This window comes from Paenibacillus agaridevorans (assembly GCF_003112455.1).
Classification (GTDB): domain Bacteria; phylum Bacillota; class Bacilli; order Paenibacillales; family Paenibacillaceae; genus Pristimantibacillus; species Pristimantibacillus agaridevorans.
The window spans coordinates 22,358-36,024 of the sequence record NZ_BDQX01000077.1 but is presented as its reverse complement, the minus strand read 5'-3'; the positions used below and the strand labels follow the sequence as shown (position 1 = coordinate 36,024).

Here is a 13,667-nt window from a genome sequence, read left to right as displayed (position 1 = left end):
AGATGATACGGCGAACCGTACCATAAGTGACGGCGAAATTTTTCGCAGTTAGGGTGTTGAAGGAGAACCTTACCATAAGTGACGGCGAAAAATGGGGTCTAGAAAATAAAAAGCATGGGAGCGAGTCTCTGAGACTTTTGGTCTCAGAGGCTTCTTAGGATACTTCGAACGCGATCAGCCGAGCATCTTGCACTCGCGTGCCAGTGACTGCTGATTCAATCTTCATTTGACATCAGCCACCCCATATGTTTAAATGATTAAACCAATAAACGAAAGATGGAGATAACGTGTATGAACCAAGAGTATGAGCAAATGGTACAACAATTCAAAAATTATGTTCCTCTGCTTGATGCATTAAAAGACGAAAAACGTCATGCCATTATTCTGCTGCTTGCCCAACATAAGTCCGGACTTAATGTGAATACGATAGCAGAACATATCCAATTGTCCAGACCTGCGATCTCTCACCATTTGAAAGTGTTAAGGCAGGCAGGCTTTGTTGATTATGACAAAAGGAATGTAGAGAACTATTATGTGTTGACGATCCGTAAACCGCTTGAACAACTTAAATTATTAATTGCGACTATTGAAGCTCAATGCAGCCAATCCTGATTGGTAAAGAGCAGAGTTAAAAATAGTTGCTTGCTTTGTTGTCATTTGGTTTATATGTTTGAACCAATGAACATAGGAGAGGTGTTGTCGATGAAATCGATGGTCATTGAGAAATACGGAAAAAGTGTCCCCTTAGTGTTGAAAGAACGTCCGATGCCAGTTCTCGGTGAACATGATGTGCTGGTGGGCATTCGCGCCGCAAGTCTGAATCCCATTGACCATAAAATAAAAGCGGGAAAATTAAAGCTTCTATTGCATTATGAGATGCCTTTAATCTTGGGAAATGATTTTTCCGGTGTTGTTATCAAGGCTGGAGACAAAGTTGATCAATTTAAACCTGGGGATGAAGTATACGGAAGACCGCGAAAGAACAGGATCGGAACGTTAGCGGAGTATATAGCAGTTCATCAGGATGACATTTCTCTGAAGCCGACGAATCTTAGCTTTGAAGAGGCTGCATCCATACCGCTGGTCGGATTGACCGCTTATCAAGCCTTCCATGATATTCTCAAATTACAAAAAGGCCAAAAGATTCTCATTCATGCCGGTTCCGGAGGCGTAGGAACGTTTGCGATTCAGTTGGCCAAATCAATGGGGGCATATGTAGCGACTACAGTCGGCGAAAAAGGCTATGATCTGGTTAAATCATTGGGGGCCGATCAAATCATCAATTATAGAAAAGATGATTTTGAACAACTGTTGGAGGGATATGATGCCGTTTTGGATACTTTAGGTGGTGATGTTTTGAAAAAATCATTTCGTGTATTGAAGCCGGGGGGCAAAATCGTGTCTGTTTCCGGCCTTCCGAATGCCCGATTTGGCAAGGAGGCGCGTTTGGGGCGGTTGAAGACCATTCTTTTATCGCTTGTCAGTCACAAGCTTACAGCACTCGAGAAAAAGACTCAGACGCGCTACCATTTCTTGTTTATGAAGCCTGACGGAGCGCAACTGAAGAAGATTAAGGAGCTAATGGAAAAAGAGCGTATTATTCCTGTTATTGATCGGGTGTTTAAGTTTGCGGAAGCACCACAAGCCTTGGAATATCTTGAAGGCGGAAGAGCTAAAGGAAAGGTAGTCATATCCATATCGCCGAACCCATAATATTCCATAATCTCCCTTGTTGTAGGCTTTGTTTTAGCCATTGGATGGTTTAAGAGAGGGGCTGGCAGGCATGGGCAACAGGTTGCTTCGTCAAACGAAAGGGGAAATCTCGATAAGATCCGCCGAGCTCTATTAGATGGGCGAAAGATCAGATTTCATTATTCATTCCGATATCGAATTCGTGAGGAAGCCTGAAAAATTCTAGAACGCTACTGACATAATGTTGTAAGTAGCGTTCTTTTATAATCGGTCATGTAAACGTAAACGAGAGAGATAAGTAAAAAGTATGTTTTGAAACGGCTGGGGGCACAGCTCAATCTACTATTACTAGGAAGAAGGATATCTTGTGAATTTCGCTTCTGTACGCATCATTACAGATGACGTGGATCGTCTCGTCGAGTTTATGAGGGATAAGCAGAAGTGAGGTGGGAATGAAGTTGCGCGAGAAGGAGAAGGAGATCGCGTAGGACAGTTCTGGAGGCGCAGCTTCCATTTCGTATATTCTACATGTGGGCAAGACTCCTGAAGGAGAAGGCCACATAAGAATATTCAACTAACGGGAGTCAATAGCACCACGACATGAAGTCAGTCCGTTTTTTACAATCAACAAGATTGACATAGAAACTATAATGGTGATTGTAAGGTGTTGGGCATTTATTATAAAAATATGAGTCTGGAGGAACATTGAAATGGAACTAACTCACACTCGCATATTAGTGGATTGCTTTAAAGAATGTTTTATATTTTATCGGGATGTAATGGGATTTGAACCTATATGGGGCACGGAAGAGGGCAGATATGCTGATTTCAATGCAGGAAATACCACGCTAGCTCTTTTTGATAGAAAGTCCATGGCTGATGCAATCAACGAGGCTTATTCTGTAAACGATCAATTTAATGATCGTATCGTACTTGTGTTTCAGGTGAAGGATGTAGACAAGTCATTTCTGGAGCTGAAAGAAAAAATTAAATTTTTATCGGAGCCGATTTCTAGACAATATGGGATAAGGAGTGTGAACTTCAGAGATCCCGCAGGAAACTTAATCGAGTTATATCATGAAATCCCGATGGAGTAAGGGGAGATTGATAAGGAAGTTCTATTTTTTTGAGAATGACGAGATTCCAAACCATCCTAGACTAGGTCTTAATCTTACCCTAAGCCAAGAAAACGAGGATACGGATACATTTGGACCATCTAGTGAACATATTCAACAAGTTATTTTTTATATGTATGTTGAGGATGTTTATAGGCTCATCCAAAAGATGACAAATACAAATAGAGATGCCGAGGTTCTAATCGAACCCGAAGAGACTTTCTGGGGGGACATAAGAGCAAGATTAAAGGATCCATTCGGATACTTATGGGATGTTGCTCAAAAAGTGCATGTTTGAAAGAGTTCAACAGGTTTTCCGGTAATAGGAGACGGTAGTACAATACAAGATAAAGAATAAAACCTTTCATTAAGAAGCAAACTAGAATTAATAGCTTTTAAAGGGAGGTACTTATGCATCCCGATAGAAAAAATCTAAAAATGCCTCAAGAATCCATTCTAACGGAGAACGATAGTTGAATACCGATAACAAGGCCGCCAATTACTTCGGTGGCCTTCTGTGCATATTAAGAAAACAAGATCATCTGTGGAATAAGTAGCAGACCTCTTAGATGTCATGTTTGCTAAAACTTTGATAGTATATAATGAGTTCAAATTTGGCGGTGAGATTAATATTGTCTACAAGAAGGAGGCATGAATGAAACTAGCTTTTTATCTAGACACACATGGAACGTGTGTAGGTCAATTGAGTGATGAACTATTACCATTAGAAGAAGTAGCAGAAACATGGCAGTTTCCGTATGATATCATTGTTGTCTGGCGTGTGTTACCTGAAAGTTATGGCCGAAAAACATTTAGACGCTTTGATAGCAATGATAATACTTTAGCGTTAGACATGAGCATTACCTATGAACGGTATCAACTGATGTCTAAAAATGAACAACGTGAGGCATTAGGGATTTATCTCTATACTTATATGTCGGAGTCTGTTGCTAAATATAAGAAGTATGCAGATAAGGAAACGCAAAATCAATTTTTAGCTAAGATAAAAAGTTGGATGTTGGAAAACAATTGGCTAGATGGAAAGGTAAATCAAGCACGGGAACTTCTTACGCAGAATATGGGACTTTATGAAGTCAGCCAACAATTGCAAATGCCGTTAGAAGAAGTTGAGTATATCCTTCTCCGTATGAATGATTATGAGCAGGCAGACGTTCATCCTGATAATATTGTAGCCGGAAAAGCTCCGCCCTATCAGTTGTAAGAAGGCTGTGAGGGGATATGAGGCCCCTCTACTCTATAAGCAAATCAACGAAGGAGCTGGCCGCGGCAGCTCCTTTCGTCATTTTCGCCGATAGCCCCGTTAAGCTGAGCCGTACCACAAGTAGCGGCAAGTTTTTTAAAAATCGCGCTGAGGGCTTGGAACGGAGCCTGGAAGGACATGGGTTGAAGAGCGGTCACGCGCAGCAGCGAAGATGGAGCAAACGGACTTTTGCAAGCTTCTTGGAATTACAAATTTCAAAATAACGGAGGGTTATAAATGAAGTACTTTTACGGAGTATTATCTCTTTTGGGACTCGTCTTGCCCTATTCGCAATTTATCCCCTGGGTCGTGCGCAACGGCCTCGATCTATCTCTCCTATTTGAAGCCATAACCAGTACTCGTATCGGAGCTTTTGCATGGATGGATGTTTTAGTTACCGCGATCGTGCTTATGGGATTCATTCTGTTAGAAGGCACCAGAAAGAGAATGAAATATTTATGGCTGCCGATTGCAGGTACGCTACTGGTAGGTCCTTCACTGGGTCTTCCCTTGTTTTTGTTTCTTCGACAATTACACTTGGAGAAAAACATTCTAAAATAGCATCAAAAATGGGAACGGAAACATGGTTAAACGAATCAGTTTAAAATGTTCGGCATTTCTTGAACGTCATGGTTCCATCGACGCAGCAAAGAATGTAAGCTCGGATACAGAGGCATGGATCGTGGGGAGACTTTCCACAAGTAACGGCAAACAAAAGCTTTAGCTCCGTATTGAATTGAACTCCTTATAACCGTGTTGCATCAGGGCCGCCTAATTAACCGTCTGACGGGGCGTACTTCCCCACGTCCGTCTCGAATGTCGCTCCGCTCTCTTGGTCCAGCTCCACGTGGGTGGTTCCGCGATCGTCGGTCAGCACGATCAGTATCGACCCGACGACAGGGACGCGGTCGGCGCTGGTGCGCATGTATGCTGAGACGACACGAGGAGCACCGTCAACGATATAATGTACCTCAACCGTGAAAATCGGGAGATTAAAGAGCCAACTATTAGTAAAATTCAAGGCGGTCAACGTTCCGATGCATGACAAACCCTCCTTGCGGAGCCGCTCGATGTCCACCTGACGCCGCCGGGCGTGGGCGATAGAGCCGGGCAACCGCAGGAGTGTAATGGCGGCCCATAGGGCGAAGCTAGCTCCGACGACGGCGCCGAGCTCTAGGGGGATCGTCTGCGATGTCGCTATGGCCTCGAGGTCAAAGGGGCGAGACAGGTCGCTTGTCAGTGTCCAGAACAGGAGGATTCCCGCGACTGCTGCGAGCCCTCCTGTTACCGATAGCGTCGCGAACAGGCCGGCCACCCTGGTCTGCCCGAACTGCTCAATCGATCTCGAGTACGCTGTAGCGGTCATACTGATTGCCACGAACAGCAGCAAAACGGCGACCCCAACTGTGACCGGATGACCGAGCACCATGCTAATCGCCGGTGTTGGCGCCATGCCGAGCAGTGCGCCGAACGGCACGGAGCCTGTCAGCGCCCACAGTACAGCGGCTGTAAGCAGCCACGGCATCAGCGGAGCCGCGCGTCCGACGCGACGTCCCGGCGGGAGCATAGTCATCCGTCCGTTCTTATCCGTAGTGGAGAACAGCGGCAGCGTCTCGATATGTTCTTGCTGCCCGTGCTTCTGCTGACCCTCAGCAGTATCCCTCATTGGCATCGCCCTCCCGAGAAAACTACCCGCACCCTGAGCGGCGAAGGGGGATTCCCCGCGGCGCGGCCAGGATGAATAACTATAAAATTTTTATCTATATTTTACCACTATAAGGTTACCTGCTGTAAATACCCCCAAGCCGACATGCATTTCAATATGGCGTAACGGGAGATTAATTTAATAGTGAATCTAGCATCTCTCTTGAAACTAGGTTATTATTGGAAGAATTAATTGTGAGGGGAGATGCAGATGTCGGACATACAGGCAATTGTATTAGACTTGGACGGAACTTTGCTCGGCAACGACAAATCCATATCACCTAGAAATTATCAGACTGTTAAAAGGTGTTATGATTCTGGAATTCATATTATCGTTGCCACGGCGCGACCGCCTAGAGCTGCTAATCGATTTGTGAAGAATTTTCCTTTTGTAGACTACTTGGTTTATTACAATGGTGCTCTAATAACATGCAAGTCTAAGCAAACTCAGCGGCACATTAGTATCCCAATGGAGATTAGCCAACAGATTAACAATTTCATCGAGTTACATGCACCTCAATCGATAATTTCATACGAGGTCAATGACTCATGGTATACGTGTACACCAATTCCCGACTCGCAACTCGGTCATTTCGGTATCCGTCCAAATGATCATAAACCCCCGGTTGTTGATAAGGATTTCATTAGTTCACTATCCCCAACCAAAATATTGGTTCATGGATACAGCAGATGGAGGGACGTTATTGAGCAATTCGGCGACCATGTGAATGTAATCGCAACCGATAGAGGAGTATTGGTTCAAATCATGCAAAAATCAGCCTCAAAGGAAGAAGCCGTGCAATGGGTACTTAATGATATCGGGGTGAAGTCAGAACATGTAATGGTATTCGGGGATGACTTTAACGATTTAGGACTATTCCATAAGTGCGGATATCCGATCGCTATGGAAAACGCGATAATTGAGCTAAAAAATTGTGCAAAACACATTACCGAATCAAATGATAACGATGGTGTTGCTGTTGCTCTTGAGAAATTTGTGGTGTAATCAATTGCTGATAATGATTCACCTAACGGGACACAGCACTACCTCGATGCGCTTATATCTGCGGACGGATGCAAAAAGTGATGAGCAAGGAAAGGACGCCGATGCAAAATCGGTATGTCATACGCTTCAAAAGAGAAGGGGCTTCCTTTCAGCACCAAGTGGTCAGTGGCGCGATATTCGAGCCGCTTGGCGGCGAATTTCGCCGTGTGGATATCCTCCTGTTCGGCCAAATCCTCGAAAGCGGGATCCATTGCAAACCGATCCGCCGCTTCGTGGTGCAAGAACAACTGTTTCGCGCTGTTGCCGCTGTTCTTCATTGGTTTATCGTAAACCGACATTCCGGCATTCATCGTATTGACAAACCCGACCGCGCCTGTCCCCCTATGACGACGACAAAAACGATCTTCTCTTCCTAGCGGAACCTCTAAAAATCAAAGAGGCATCCCCTCTTTGCAAATTCAAGCAGATGTCTTCGTTTTTTTATCCCTTGACGCGGGGCTGGAGAGCTCAGGGACACGATAGTTAAATCATCGATAATAAGGCCGCCGATTACTTCGGTGGCCTTATTGAATTAAGCTTTGTTTATTTAAGCAAAAACTAAGACGGAATGTTCATAGCGGTCTGAATATTTTTTAGATCAAGCTGAATTTGCTCCGGAATATGGTAGGGATGGTATTGGCCCCGCTGCATCATGTAGTTTGTTATCTTTTCATGGGAGTCTATAGCTTCGTCGAGCTGTTTCATCAAAATTTGCTTGATTTCGGGGGTGGCACATTCGGTTACGGCCATGGCGTAGTTTCTGACTCCGCTCTTGGCGTTCATCAAAAAATCCATTGCGATCACGTCGTCGGTCAGCGTATGAAGCCCTGTCATGTGTTCTAGTAGGGTATTCATGTTTCTATCCTCCTTTTAAGTTAGAGTCACTTTAGACAGCACTCCACCAAGCTCCTGAAGCTGCTGCTGTGATAATTGCACATCTTGCTGCAAAATTTGCTTGAGCTCCGGGTCGGTTACCAGAGCTTGCATGGTTTTGGATTTGGTCATGCAAACGGTCTTGAACGCAGCCATCTCATGAACCTCCAGCATCTCATGCAAAGCGTAATTGGAATTCATTCGGATTGTCCTCCCCTGTATTTACCCATATTCAGGGCTTTAAGATGACTTTGATGCAATCGTCCGTTTTCGTATCGAACACTTCATAGCCGCGCTTGGCATCGCCGAGCGGAATGACGTGCGTAACAATGTCTCCAGGGTCTACTTTGCCTGACGTAACCAGCTCATACATATACGGCATGTAGTGAATGACCGGAGCTTGTCCGGAACGGATATTCACGTTGCGCTGCATGATGTCGCCGAGCGGGAATCCGTTATAGCGTCCGCCGTATACCCCAGTGACTTGGATGGTCCCGCCTTTGCGGACAGCCTGAGACGCAATGATAAATGCGCTCATGGTGCCGCCTTGCAGTTTCAAACCGCTGGCTAGAAATTCGAGATCGCTCATCTTGCCGTCCATTCCTACCGCATCAATCACGACATCGGCGCCGCCTTTGGTCATTTCCTTGAGATTGTTGCCAATATTTTTATCCTGTTCGAAGTTTACGATTTCCACATTGTTTGTTCGTTTCGCATGCTGTAAGCGATAATCGACATAGTCGACGGCGATGACCCTCTTTGCTCCCTTCAGCCAGCAGAATTTCTGGGCCAGAAGTCCGACCGGACCGCAGCCGAGCACGATGACCGTATCTCCATTCTTGACGCCGGCGTTATCTACGCTCCAGAATGCCGTCGTCATGGCATCGGCGATCAAGCTTAGCTTTTCGTCTGGTTGCTCGCAGTTTTCTGGAATCTTGAAGTGGGTGAAATTAGCAAACGGAACTCGTAAATACTCGGCTTGCCCGCCAGGGTAACCACCGGTTGTTCCGGAGTAGCCGAAATATGCACCCATATCCCCATGTTCGTTCGAATTGTCGCATTGGCTTTCCAGCTGATTCTTACAATAAAAACATTCTCCGCAAGCGATGTTGAAAGGGATGATCACCCTGTCGCCTTTCTTTACCTTGGTCACTCCAGGGCCTACTTCTTCAACAATCCCCATCGGTTCATGCCCGATGACATAGTTTTCCTGAAGGTTAGGGATCATCCCGTGAATTAGGTGAAGGTCCGAACCGCAAATGGCGGAACTGGTGACTCTTACGATCATATCGTCCGGTTTCTCAATCTTCGGATCCGGTACCTCTTTGACCACGACATTTTTAATCCCCTGATACGTTACCGCCTTCATGCATTATGTCCTCCAATATGTTCATCTGGGGTCCGATCAAACATCCCTTTACGCGACGTATCATCCGGGAACAAATTCATCTGCCCGATCATCACCGTATTTTTCGCTGAAAGCTGATCGAGTTGGTACTGTTCGTTCAGCTCGTAAGGATGGAACCATTTTTTGCGAATCATAAGCTCCGTGATTTCTTGGTGCAGTGCAATCCCCTGCATAAGATGATTGCGCAGCAGCGCTCTTACATCGGGAGAAGCCGTTTCCGTCAGGGCGATGGATAAATTTCGCACGCCTTCCTTGGCCCGAATAAGGAAGTCCATTGCAAATGTCATATCTGCCATCTCTGGCATATTTAATGAATTAATCGGGTCTAAATAATCGGTGTTCATGGGCGCTCCCCTTTAATGAGTAATAGGTGTTGGGCTATTCGGAACAGGCGCTTGGAATGGAGCTCTTGCGTAGATGGCCTGGAGCTCGGCGATCTGTTGCGTGGATAATATGACGTCCTTCTGCATCAACGCTTTGAGCTCTTGGTCAAAAACCAAGCCTTGCATAAGTTTTGACTTAGCGAGGCAGAGCGTTTTGAAGTTTAGCGCTTCATGTAGTTCCATCGATTCGTGTGGCGCTAGAGTTGACATATTCATTGAGGAATTATCCCTTCCTTTCATTTATCAACGTTAGACTTTCCAACGCATTGGAACCCTATTCTGAAATGATTTCCGGAAATGTGGGGTCCGAATATTCCCATGCAGTCGCAAGAATATAAACAAAATCTCAACCGCATACTTATTTCTGTTTAAGTTATTAATCTTTGCTCTAGGAAGGAGGAATCATCTTGCCCAATGAAAACAAAATTGATCTAGCGACCGAAAATGCAAGAAAACCGGCAGAAGGCACACTTCACTCGAGCGGCAATACGCTGGAGCAGCATGCATCCAACGCGGTTTCTGAGGCGCAAACAGCTTTAAATCAGGCGATAAGCTCGATAAGTGAATCTAATGCGGCAACAAATTCACAAGCTTTGGAGACGGCCCGGCAGCAATTGACCCAAGCAGAGGAATTTCTAGATCAAGCGCAAACTTCGGCAAACGCATTACGTCTGCCGGACCAACAATAGAGGCAGTCCCAAAAGTCGTTTTTGGTTTTTTGCCCCCATTTAAATGGTCAAGGCTAACAAAAAGGAGCCTTCAATTCCACTTTAATAGTGGTTTTGAAGGCTTCTTCAATATAATTTTGCGACTGCTCGATGGTCGACTGCACTGAAACACATCACCGTTTACTCGTTGTCCGACATAGGCACGAACTTGCGGGGATCCTGTAAAATTATTTATAATCCAGGCACTTGAACCACATTCAGTCATATAAATAGGTGATAGCAGTTCGAACCTGTTGAGGAGGATTTATACAAGTGATGTTACCGAGTGAAAAGTATTTCGGTAAGTTTGAGGCGGTTTTTTTATTTTACGGAGCTATGCCTACAGGTGTTACTGTTTCTGAAACGGGGCGCATTTTTATTTGCTTTCCGAAATGGGGAGACGACGTTAAATTTACGGTGGCTGAAATCGTTAGCGGCACATTGCAGCCTTATCCTAGTTTAGACGCCAATGTGGTAAGCCCATCGAATATCACAACGTCCTTCGTTAGTGTCCAAAGTGTCGTTGCGGATGGAAAGGGAACGCTTTGGGTACTGGATACGGGGGCTCCTAATTTCTCGGAACCCATCAAAGGGGGGGCGAAGTTAGTCGCTGTAGATTTAAATTCAAATACCATAAGAAGGGTATATACATTTACGGAGGATGTTGTCCTTCCAACCACTTATCTGAATGATGTCCGAGTTGACTTTCGTGTTGGTAAAGCAGGTTATGCGTATATAACGGATTCGTCTTCCCGAGGACCAGGAGCCATTATTGTCGTTGATTTAGAAACCGGTTATGCCTGGAGACGGTTAAACGGGGCAAATTCAACTTCACCCGATCGCTTTTTCTTACCGAAAGTCGAAGGTAAAATCCTGATGAATCGAAACAAAGATGGATCTGCTTCACCATTTAGATTGGCATCCGATGGTATAGCGATTTCCCCGGACGGCAAAATATTGTATTTTTGTCCTCTCTCCAGTCGTCATCTGTACTCGATTTCAACGGATGCCCTAAGAGACCGAACGATACCGGATATGAATTTACTATCTCACGTGAAGTATTGGGGAGAAAAAGGTGCTTCAGATGGAATGATCACCGATGCAAAAGGAAACGTTTACGCTGGAGACTATGAAAACAATAGTATTCGTAAGATATTGCCGAATGGAATAATGGAAACCATCGCACATGATCCGAGAATTTTATGGCCGGATACTTTTTCTATTGGTCCAGATCAATACTTATATTTCATCGTGAACCAATTACATCGGCAGGCAAGATTTCATTATGGAGATGACCTGCGGCAGAAGCCTTATAGTTTACTCCGTATGAAAATAGACGAACCACCTGCCCCTACCTTTTGGTAAATATTTCGCTTTACAAAGTTGACTCTATTTGAATAAAAAATGTATTTTATGACTTTATAGTTATTAAGAATTTGGAGGCTGCCGCTCGGCAGCCTGTTCAGCTTAACGGGAGGCGTAAGGTCAATGAATATTTCCCTCCATAACGGATGAGAAAATACATTTTACCCGGGTAATATTGATTTTTTATTTTTATCCGGGTATAATTTGGCGAGACATTCATAGAGGAGGTCAGCATGAATAATGCTCTAACGCGTTTTTACTGCACGGCATTTTTAGGCGTGCGAGTCGTCGCCAGTGGTTCGTTACAGCACGTTGTTACTACAGTGAAGGATGCTCTGGATGACGGAGACCTCACACAGCTGCTTTTATTTGACGATTCCACGGGGAAGCCGATAGATGTTGATTTTCGCGGAAAGACAGATGATGTGCTCAAACGATTAGGAGAACAGTTTGATGACTTACCCGGTACGGAAATGAATGACCAGCCTACGCGGCGGGTCGGTCGACCCAAGCTGGGGGTTGTTTCCGGTGAGGTTACGTTATTGCCACGGCATTGGGAATGGCTCAAGAGTCAACCTGGAGGGGCGTCGGTAACCTTACGAAAACTCATTGATGAGGCTCGCCGAGCTGGGGATAAACAGAGCAATATCCGAGAGTCACAAGAAGCAACACATAACTTTATGACAGCTATGGCCGGGAACTTCCATCAATACGAAGAAGCTCTACGGGCACTGTATGCTGGTGATTTGGATCGTTTTCACGACTTCATCGATGACTGGGCGCCTGATATCAGAAACCATGTCAAAAGATTAGCCGCTAATGCGTTCTCTAAAGAGCATTAGTGAATGAAAGCGATCGAAGATTCGCGCCTTCTGCCTATGGCAGAACTTCCGATACCGAATTAATTGGAGGAGAACATGATCATGAATATTGTGAAAGTCAACGGAGTTGATTTGGCTTATGACAGTTTCGGTAACGAAAATGACGAGGCTATCATCCTCATCTCCGGGCTTGGAACCCAGATGATTCGATGGACGGTTCCGTTTTGCGAGATATTGGTAGAGCGGGGCTTTCGCGTAATCCGCTTTGACAATCGCGACGTAGGTTGCTCGACACACTTTAACCAATATAGGGCGCTGGATTTTGACGCACTGGCGAATGCGCTCATGTCAGGACAACGAACGGACATCCCTTACACTCTCGATGACATGGCAGGCGACGCTATCGGACTGCTCGACGCCCTTTCAATTGACCGGGCACATTTCGTTGGCAGGTCGATGGGCGGAATGATCGCCCAGATTGCAGCGAGTGCGTACCCTGAACGGGTTTTATCACTCACCTCCATTATGTCTAGTTCCGGTAATCCCACCCTTCCGCAAGCTTCCCCGGATGTCATGGCGATGATGACTAAACCGGCACCGACCCCCTTTGAGGACGAAGCAGGATTTTTGGCGCACAACCTCTCTTTTGCCAAACGCATCGCAGGCACTGGCTATCCATTTGAAGAAGACGCTTATCGGGCACTCATTCTGGAGGAAGCCCAGCGAGCCTACGATCCAGGCAGTGTCGGACGACAAATTGCCGCGATCGCTGTTTCCGGTGACCGTCGTCCGCGGCTGGCGACCATAAAAGTACCAGCGCTTGTCATTCATGGGGTGGACGATCCCCTGTTCGTCCCGGCGTGTGGCGAGGACACGGCTTCTGCAATCCCGGGCGCCGAGCTAATGTTGGTTGACGGCATGGGACACGACTTGCCGCACCAACTGTATAAAGTAATCGCCGATGGCATAGAACGAACGGCTCGTCGCCACTGACACGTTTGTTAAAGTAGCCCCATGTGAACGTATATGTGGAAACGATCGAATAAGCGCCGGTTTCATGATAACATCGTGAGCCGGTTCGGGTTTGGGATAATTCTTACAATGTGGAAAAAATGGGTCATGGTGTTAGGCATTACTTGACGCTGTTGACCCTTTTTTTGTTCTTTCGCCAGCTTCGTATTCGAAGTGTGTTGCAAGCGCGAACTTAAAGATTTCTTTATCTTTCACACAGGGGCTAATCCAGCATGATAGAGTAGTAGCAAAATAGGATACATCAGCCAATGGGAGGCAATT

General features: G+C 45.6%; 17 protein-coding genes and 1 pseudogene. 11 read left to right on the top strand and 7 right to left on the bottom strand.

Annotated elements, in window-relative coordinates; all coding sequences use genetic code 11:
- Positions 1–291 precede the first annotated feature (291 nt).
- The 6 genes from PAT3040_RS08280 to PAT3040_RS08250 all read left to right on the top strand — a co-directional run bounded on the left by PAT3040_RS08280 (position 292) and on the right by PAT3040_RS08250 (position 4,629).
- Entirely contained in the window at positions 292–612 is a 321-nt protein-coding gene (locus PAT3040_RS08280) for an ArsR/SmtB family transcription factor (RefSeq protein WP_108992233.1), read from the top strand.
- 90 nt (positions 613–702) lie between these two features.
- Complete coding sequence (locus tag PAT3040_RS08275) at positions 703–1,713, top strand: NADP-dependent oxidoreductase (protein ID WP_108992232.1); 1,011 nt, start codon at positions 703–705, stop codon at positions 1,711–1,713.
- 689 nt (positions 1,714–2,402) lie between these two features.
- Positions 2,403–2,789 carry a VOC family protein gene (locus PAT3040_RS08270; RefSeq protein WP_108992231.1) on the top strand — a complete coding sequence of 129 codons (387 nt, stop codon included), beginning with the start codon at positions 2,403–2,405 and terminating at the stop codon, positions 2,787–2,789.
- A gap of 7 nt (positions 2,790–2,796) precedes the next feature.
- Positions 2,797–3,105 carry a VOC family protein gene (locus PAT3040_RS08265; RefSeq protein WP_108992230.1) on the top strand — a complete coding sequence of 103 codons (309 nt, stop codon included), beginning with the start codon at positions 2,797–2,799 and terminating at the stop codon, positions 3,103–3,105.
- 357 nt (positions 3,106–3,462) lie between these two features.
- Positions 3,463–4,029, top strand: a complete 567-nt coding sequence (locus PAT3040_RS08260) for an Imm44 family immunity protein (RefSeq protein WP_108992229.1) — start codon at positions 3,463–3,465, stop codon at positions 4,027–4,029.
- A gap of 276 nt (positions 4,030–4,305) precedes the next feature.
- A complete protein-coding gene (locus PAT3040_RS08250; protein ID WP_087568454.1) occupies positions 4,306–4,629 on the top strand; it encodes a DUF2834 domain-containing protein in 324 nt (107 codons plus the stop codon).
- Positions 4,630–4,843: 214 nt separating this feature from the next.
- Here PAT3040_RS08250 and PAT3040_RS08245 read toward each other — a convergent pair whose 3' ends face one another.
- Positions 4,844–5,734 (bottom strand): hypothetical protein, encoded by an 891-nt coding sequence (locus PAT3040_RS08245; RefSeq protein WP_108992227.1) that lies wholly within the window; start codon positions 5,732–5,734, stop codon positions 4,844–4,846.
- A 249-nt stretch (positions 5,735–5,983) separates the two neighbouring features.
- On the opposite strand from PAT3040_RS08245, the gene PAT3040_RS08240 reads away from it, so the two are divergent.
- Positions 5,984–6,778 (top strand): Cof-type HAD-IIB family hydrolase, encoded by a 795-nt coding sequence (locus PAT3040_RS08240; RefSeq protein WP_181376501.1) that lies wholly within the window; start codon positions 5,984–5,986, stop codon positions 6,776–6,778.
- A gap of 52 nt (positions 6,779–6,830) precedes the next feature.
- Here PAT3040_RS08240 and PAT3040_RS40270 read toward each other — a convergent pair.
- The 6 genes and pseudogenes from PAT3040_RS40270 to PAT3040_RS38505 form a co-directional block, all read right to left on the bottom strand.
- Positions 6,831–7,086 (bottom strand): annotated as a pseudogene (locus PAT3040_RS40270) (DJ-1/PfpI family protein); the annotation flags it as partial.
- 289 nt (positions 7,087–7,375) lie between these two features.
- Positions 7,376–7,672 carry a spore coat protein gene (locus PAT3040_RS08230; RefSeq protein WP_087568451.1) on the bottom strand — a complete coding sequence of 99 codons (297 nt, stop codon included), beginning with the start codon at positions 7,670–7,672 and terminating at the stop codon, positions 7,376–7,378.
- Positions 7,673–7,687: 15 nt separating this feature from the next.
- Entirely contained in the window at positions 7,688–7,891 is a 204-nt protein-coding gene (locus PAT3040_RS08225; protein WP_087568450.1) for a hypothetical protein, read from the bottom strand.
- Between the two features lie 31 nt (positions 7,892–7,922).
- Positions 7,923–9,059 carry a zinc-dependent alcohol dehydrogenase gene (locus tag PAT3040_RS08220; protein WP_108992225.1) on the bottom strand — a complete coding sequence of 379 codons (1,137 nt, stop codon included), beginning with the start codon at positions 9,057–9,059 and terminating at the stop codon, positions 7,923–7,925.
- The gene (locus PAT3040_RS08215; protein ID WP_108992224.1) at positions 9,056–9,442 is read right to left on the bottom strand and encodes a spore coat protein; all 387 of its coding nucleotides are present in this window, start codon (positions 9,440–9,442) and stop codon (positions 9,056–9,058) included. The genes PAT3040_RS08220 and PAT3040_RS08215 overlap by 4 nt, the downstream gene beginning before the upstream one ends.
- A gap of 12 nt (positions 9,443–9,454) precedes the next feature.
- Positions 9,455–9,697 (bottom strand): spore gernimation protein GerQ, encoded by a 243-nt coding sequence (locus tag PAT3040_RS38505; RefSeq protein ID WP_087568447.1) that lies wholly within the window; start codon positions 9,695–9,697, stop codon positions 9,455–9,457.
- A 191-nt stretch (positions 9,698–9,888) separates the two neighbouring features.
- Here PAT3040_RS38505 and PAT3040_RS08205 point away from each other — a divergent pair, with 191 nt between their 5' ends.
- From PAT3040_RS08205 to PAT3040_RS08190, 4 genes are all read left to right on the top strand, one after another.
- Positions 9,889–10,170: a hypothetical protein gene (locus PAT3040_RS08205; protein ID WP_063184920.1), complete on the top strand. Its 282-nt coding sequence runs from the start codon at positions 9,889–9,891 to the stop codon at positions 10,168–10,170.
- A 285-nt stretch (positions 10,171–10,455) separates the two neighbouring features.
- Positions 10,456–11,553, top strand: coding sequence for an L-dopachrome tautomerase-related protein (locus PAT3040_RS08200; RefSeq protein WP_108992223.1), 1,098 nt, complete (start codon positions 10,456–10,458; stop codon positions 11,551–11,553).
- A 233-nt stretch (positions 11,554–11,786) separates the two neighbouring features.
- A complete protein-coding gene (locus PAT3040_RS08195; protein ID WP_108992222.1) occupies positions 11,787–12,395 on the top strand; it encodes a DUF2239 family protein in 609 nt (202 codons plus the stop codon).
- Between the two features lie 81 nt (positions 12,396–12,476).
- Positions 12,477–13,367 (top strand): alpha/beta fold hydrolase, encoded by an 891-nt coding sequence (locus PAT3040_RS08190; protein WP_108992221.1) that lies wholly within the window; start codon positions 12,477–12,479, stop codon positions 13,365–13,367.
- The last annotated feature ends 300 nt before the right edge of the window (positions 13,368–13,667 follow it).

Excerpts from the sequence above, each read along its gene's own strand:
- PAT3040_RS08280 (WP_108992233.1), top strand. The coding sequence starts at position 292 with ATGAACCAAGAGTATGAGCAAATGGTACAACAATTCAAAAATTATGTT.
- PAT3040_RS08275 (WP_108992232.1), top strand. The coding sequence starts at position 703 with ATGAAATCGATGGTCATTGAGAAATACGGAAAAAGTGTCCCCTTAGTG.
- PAT3040_RS08270 (WP_108992231.1), top strand. The coding sequence starts at position 2,403 with ATGGAACTAACTCACACTCGCATATTAGTGGATTGCTTTAAAGAATGT.
- PAT3040_RS08260 (WP_108992229.1), top strand. The coding sequence starts at position 3,463 with ATGAAACTAGCTTTTTATCTAGACACACATGGAACGTGTGTAGGTCAA.
- PAT3040_RS08250 (WP_087568454.1), top strand. The coding sequence starts at position 4,306 with ATGAAGTACTTTTACGGAGTATTATCTCTTTTGGGACTCGTCTTGCCC.
- PAT3040_RS08245 (WP_108992227.1), bottom strand. The coding sequence starts at position 5,734 with ATGAGGGATACTGCTGAGGGTCAGCAGAAGCACGGGCAGCAAGAACAT.
- PAT3040_RS08240 (WP_181376501.1), top strand. The coding sequence starts at position 5,984 with ATGTCGGACATACAGGCAATTGTATTAGACTTGGACGGAACTTTGCTC.
- PAT3040_RS08230 (WP_087568451.1), bottom strand. The coding sequence starts at position 7,672 with ATGAATACCCTACTAGAACACATGACAGGGCTTCATACGCTGACCGAC.
- PAT3040_RS08225 (WP_087568450.1), bottom strand. The coding sequence starts at position 7,891 with ATGAATTCCAATTACGCTTTGCATGAGATGCTGGAGGTTCATGAGATG.
- PAT3040_RS08220 (WP_108992225.1), bottom strand. The coding sequence starts at position 9,059 with ATGAAGGCGGTAACGTATCAGGGGATTAAAAATGTCGTGGTCAAAGAG.
- PAT3040_RS08215 (WP_108992224.1), bottom strand. The coding sequence starts at position 9,442 with ATGAACACCGATTATTTAGACCCGATTAATTCATTAAATATGCCAGAG.
- PAT3040_RS38505 (WP_087568447.1), bottom strand. The coding sequence starts at position 9,697 with ATGAATATGTCAACTCTAGCGCCACACGAATCGATGGAACTACATGAA.
- PAT3040_RS08195 (WP_108992222.1), top strand. The coding sequence starts at position 11,787 with ATGAATAATGCTCTAACGCGTTTTTACTGCACGGCATTTTTAGGCGTG.
- PAT3040_RS08190 (WP_108992221.1), top strand. The coding sequence starts at position 12,477 with ATGAATATTGTGAAAGTCAACGGAGTTGATTTGGCTTATGACAGTTTC.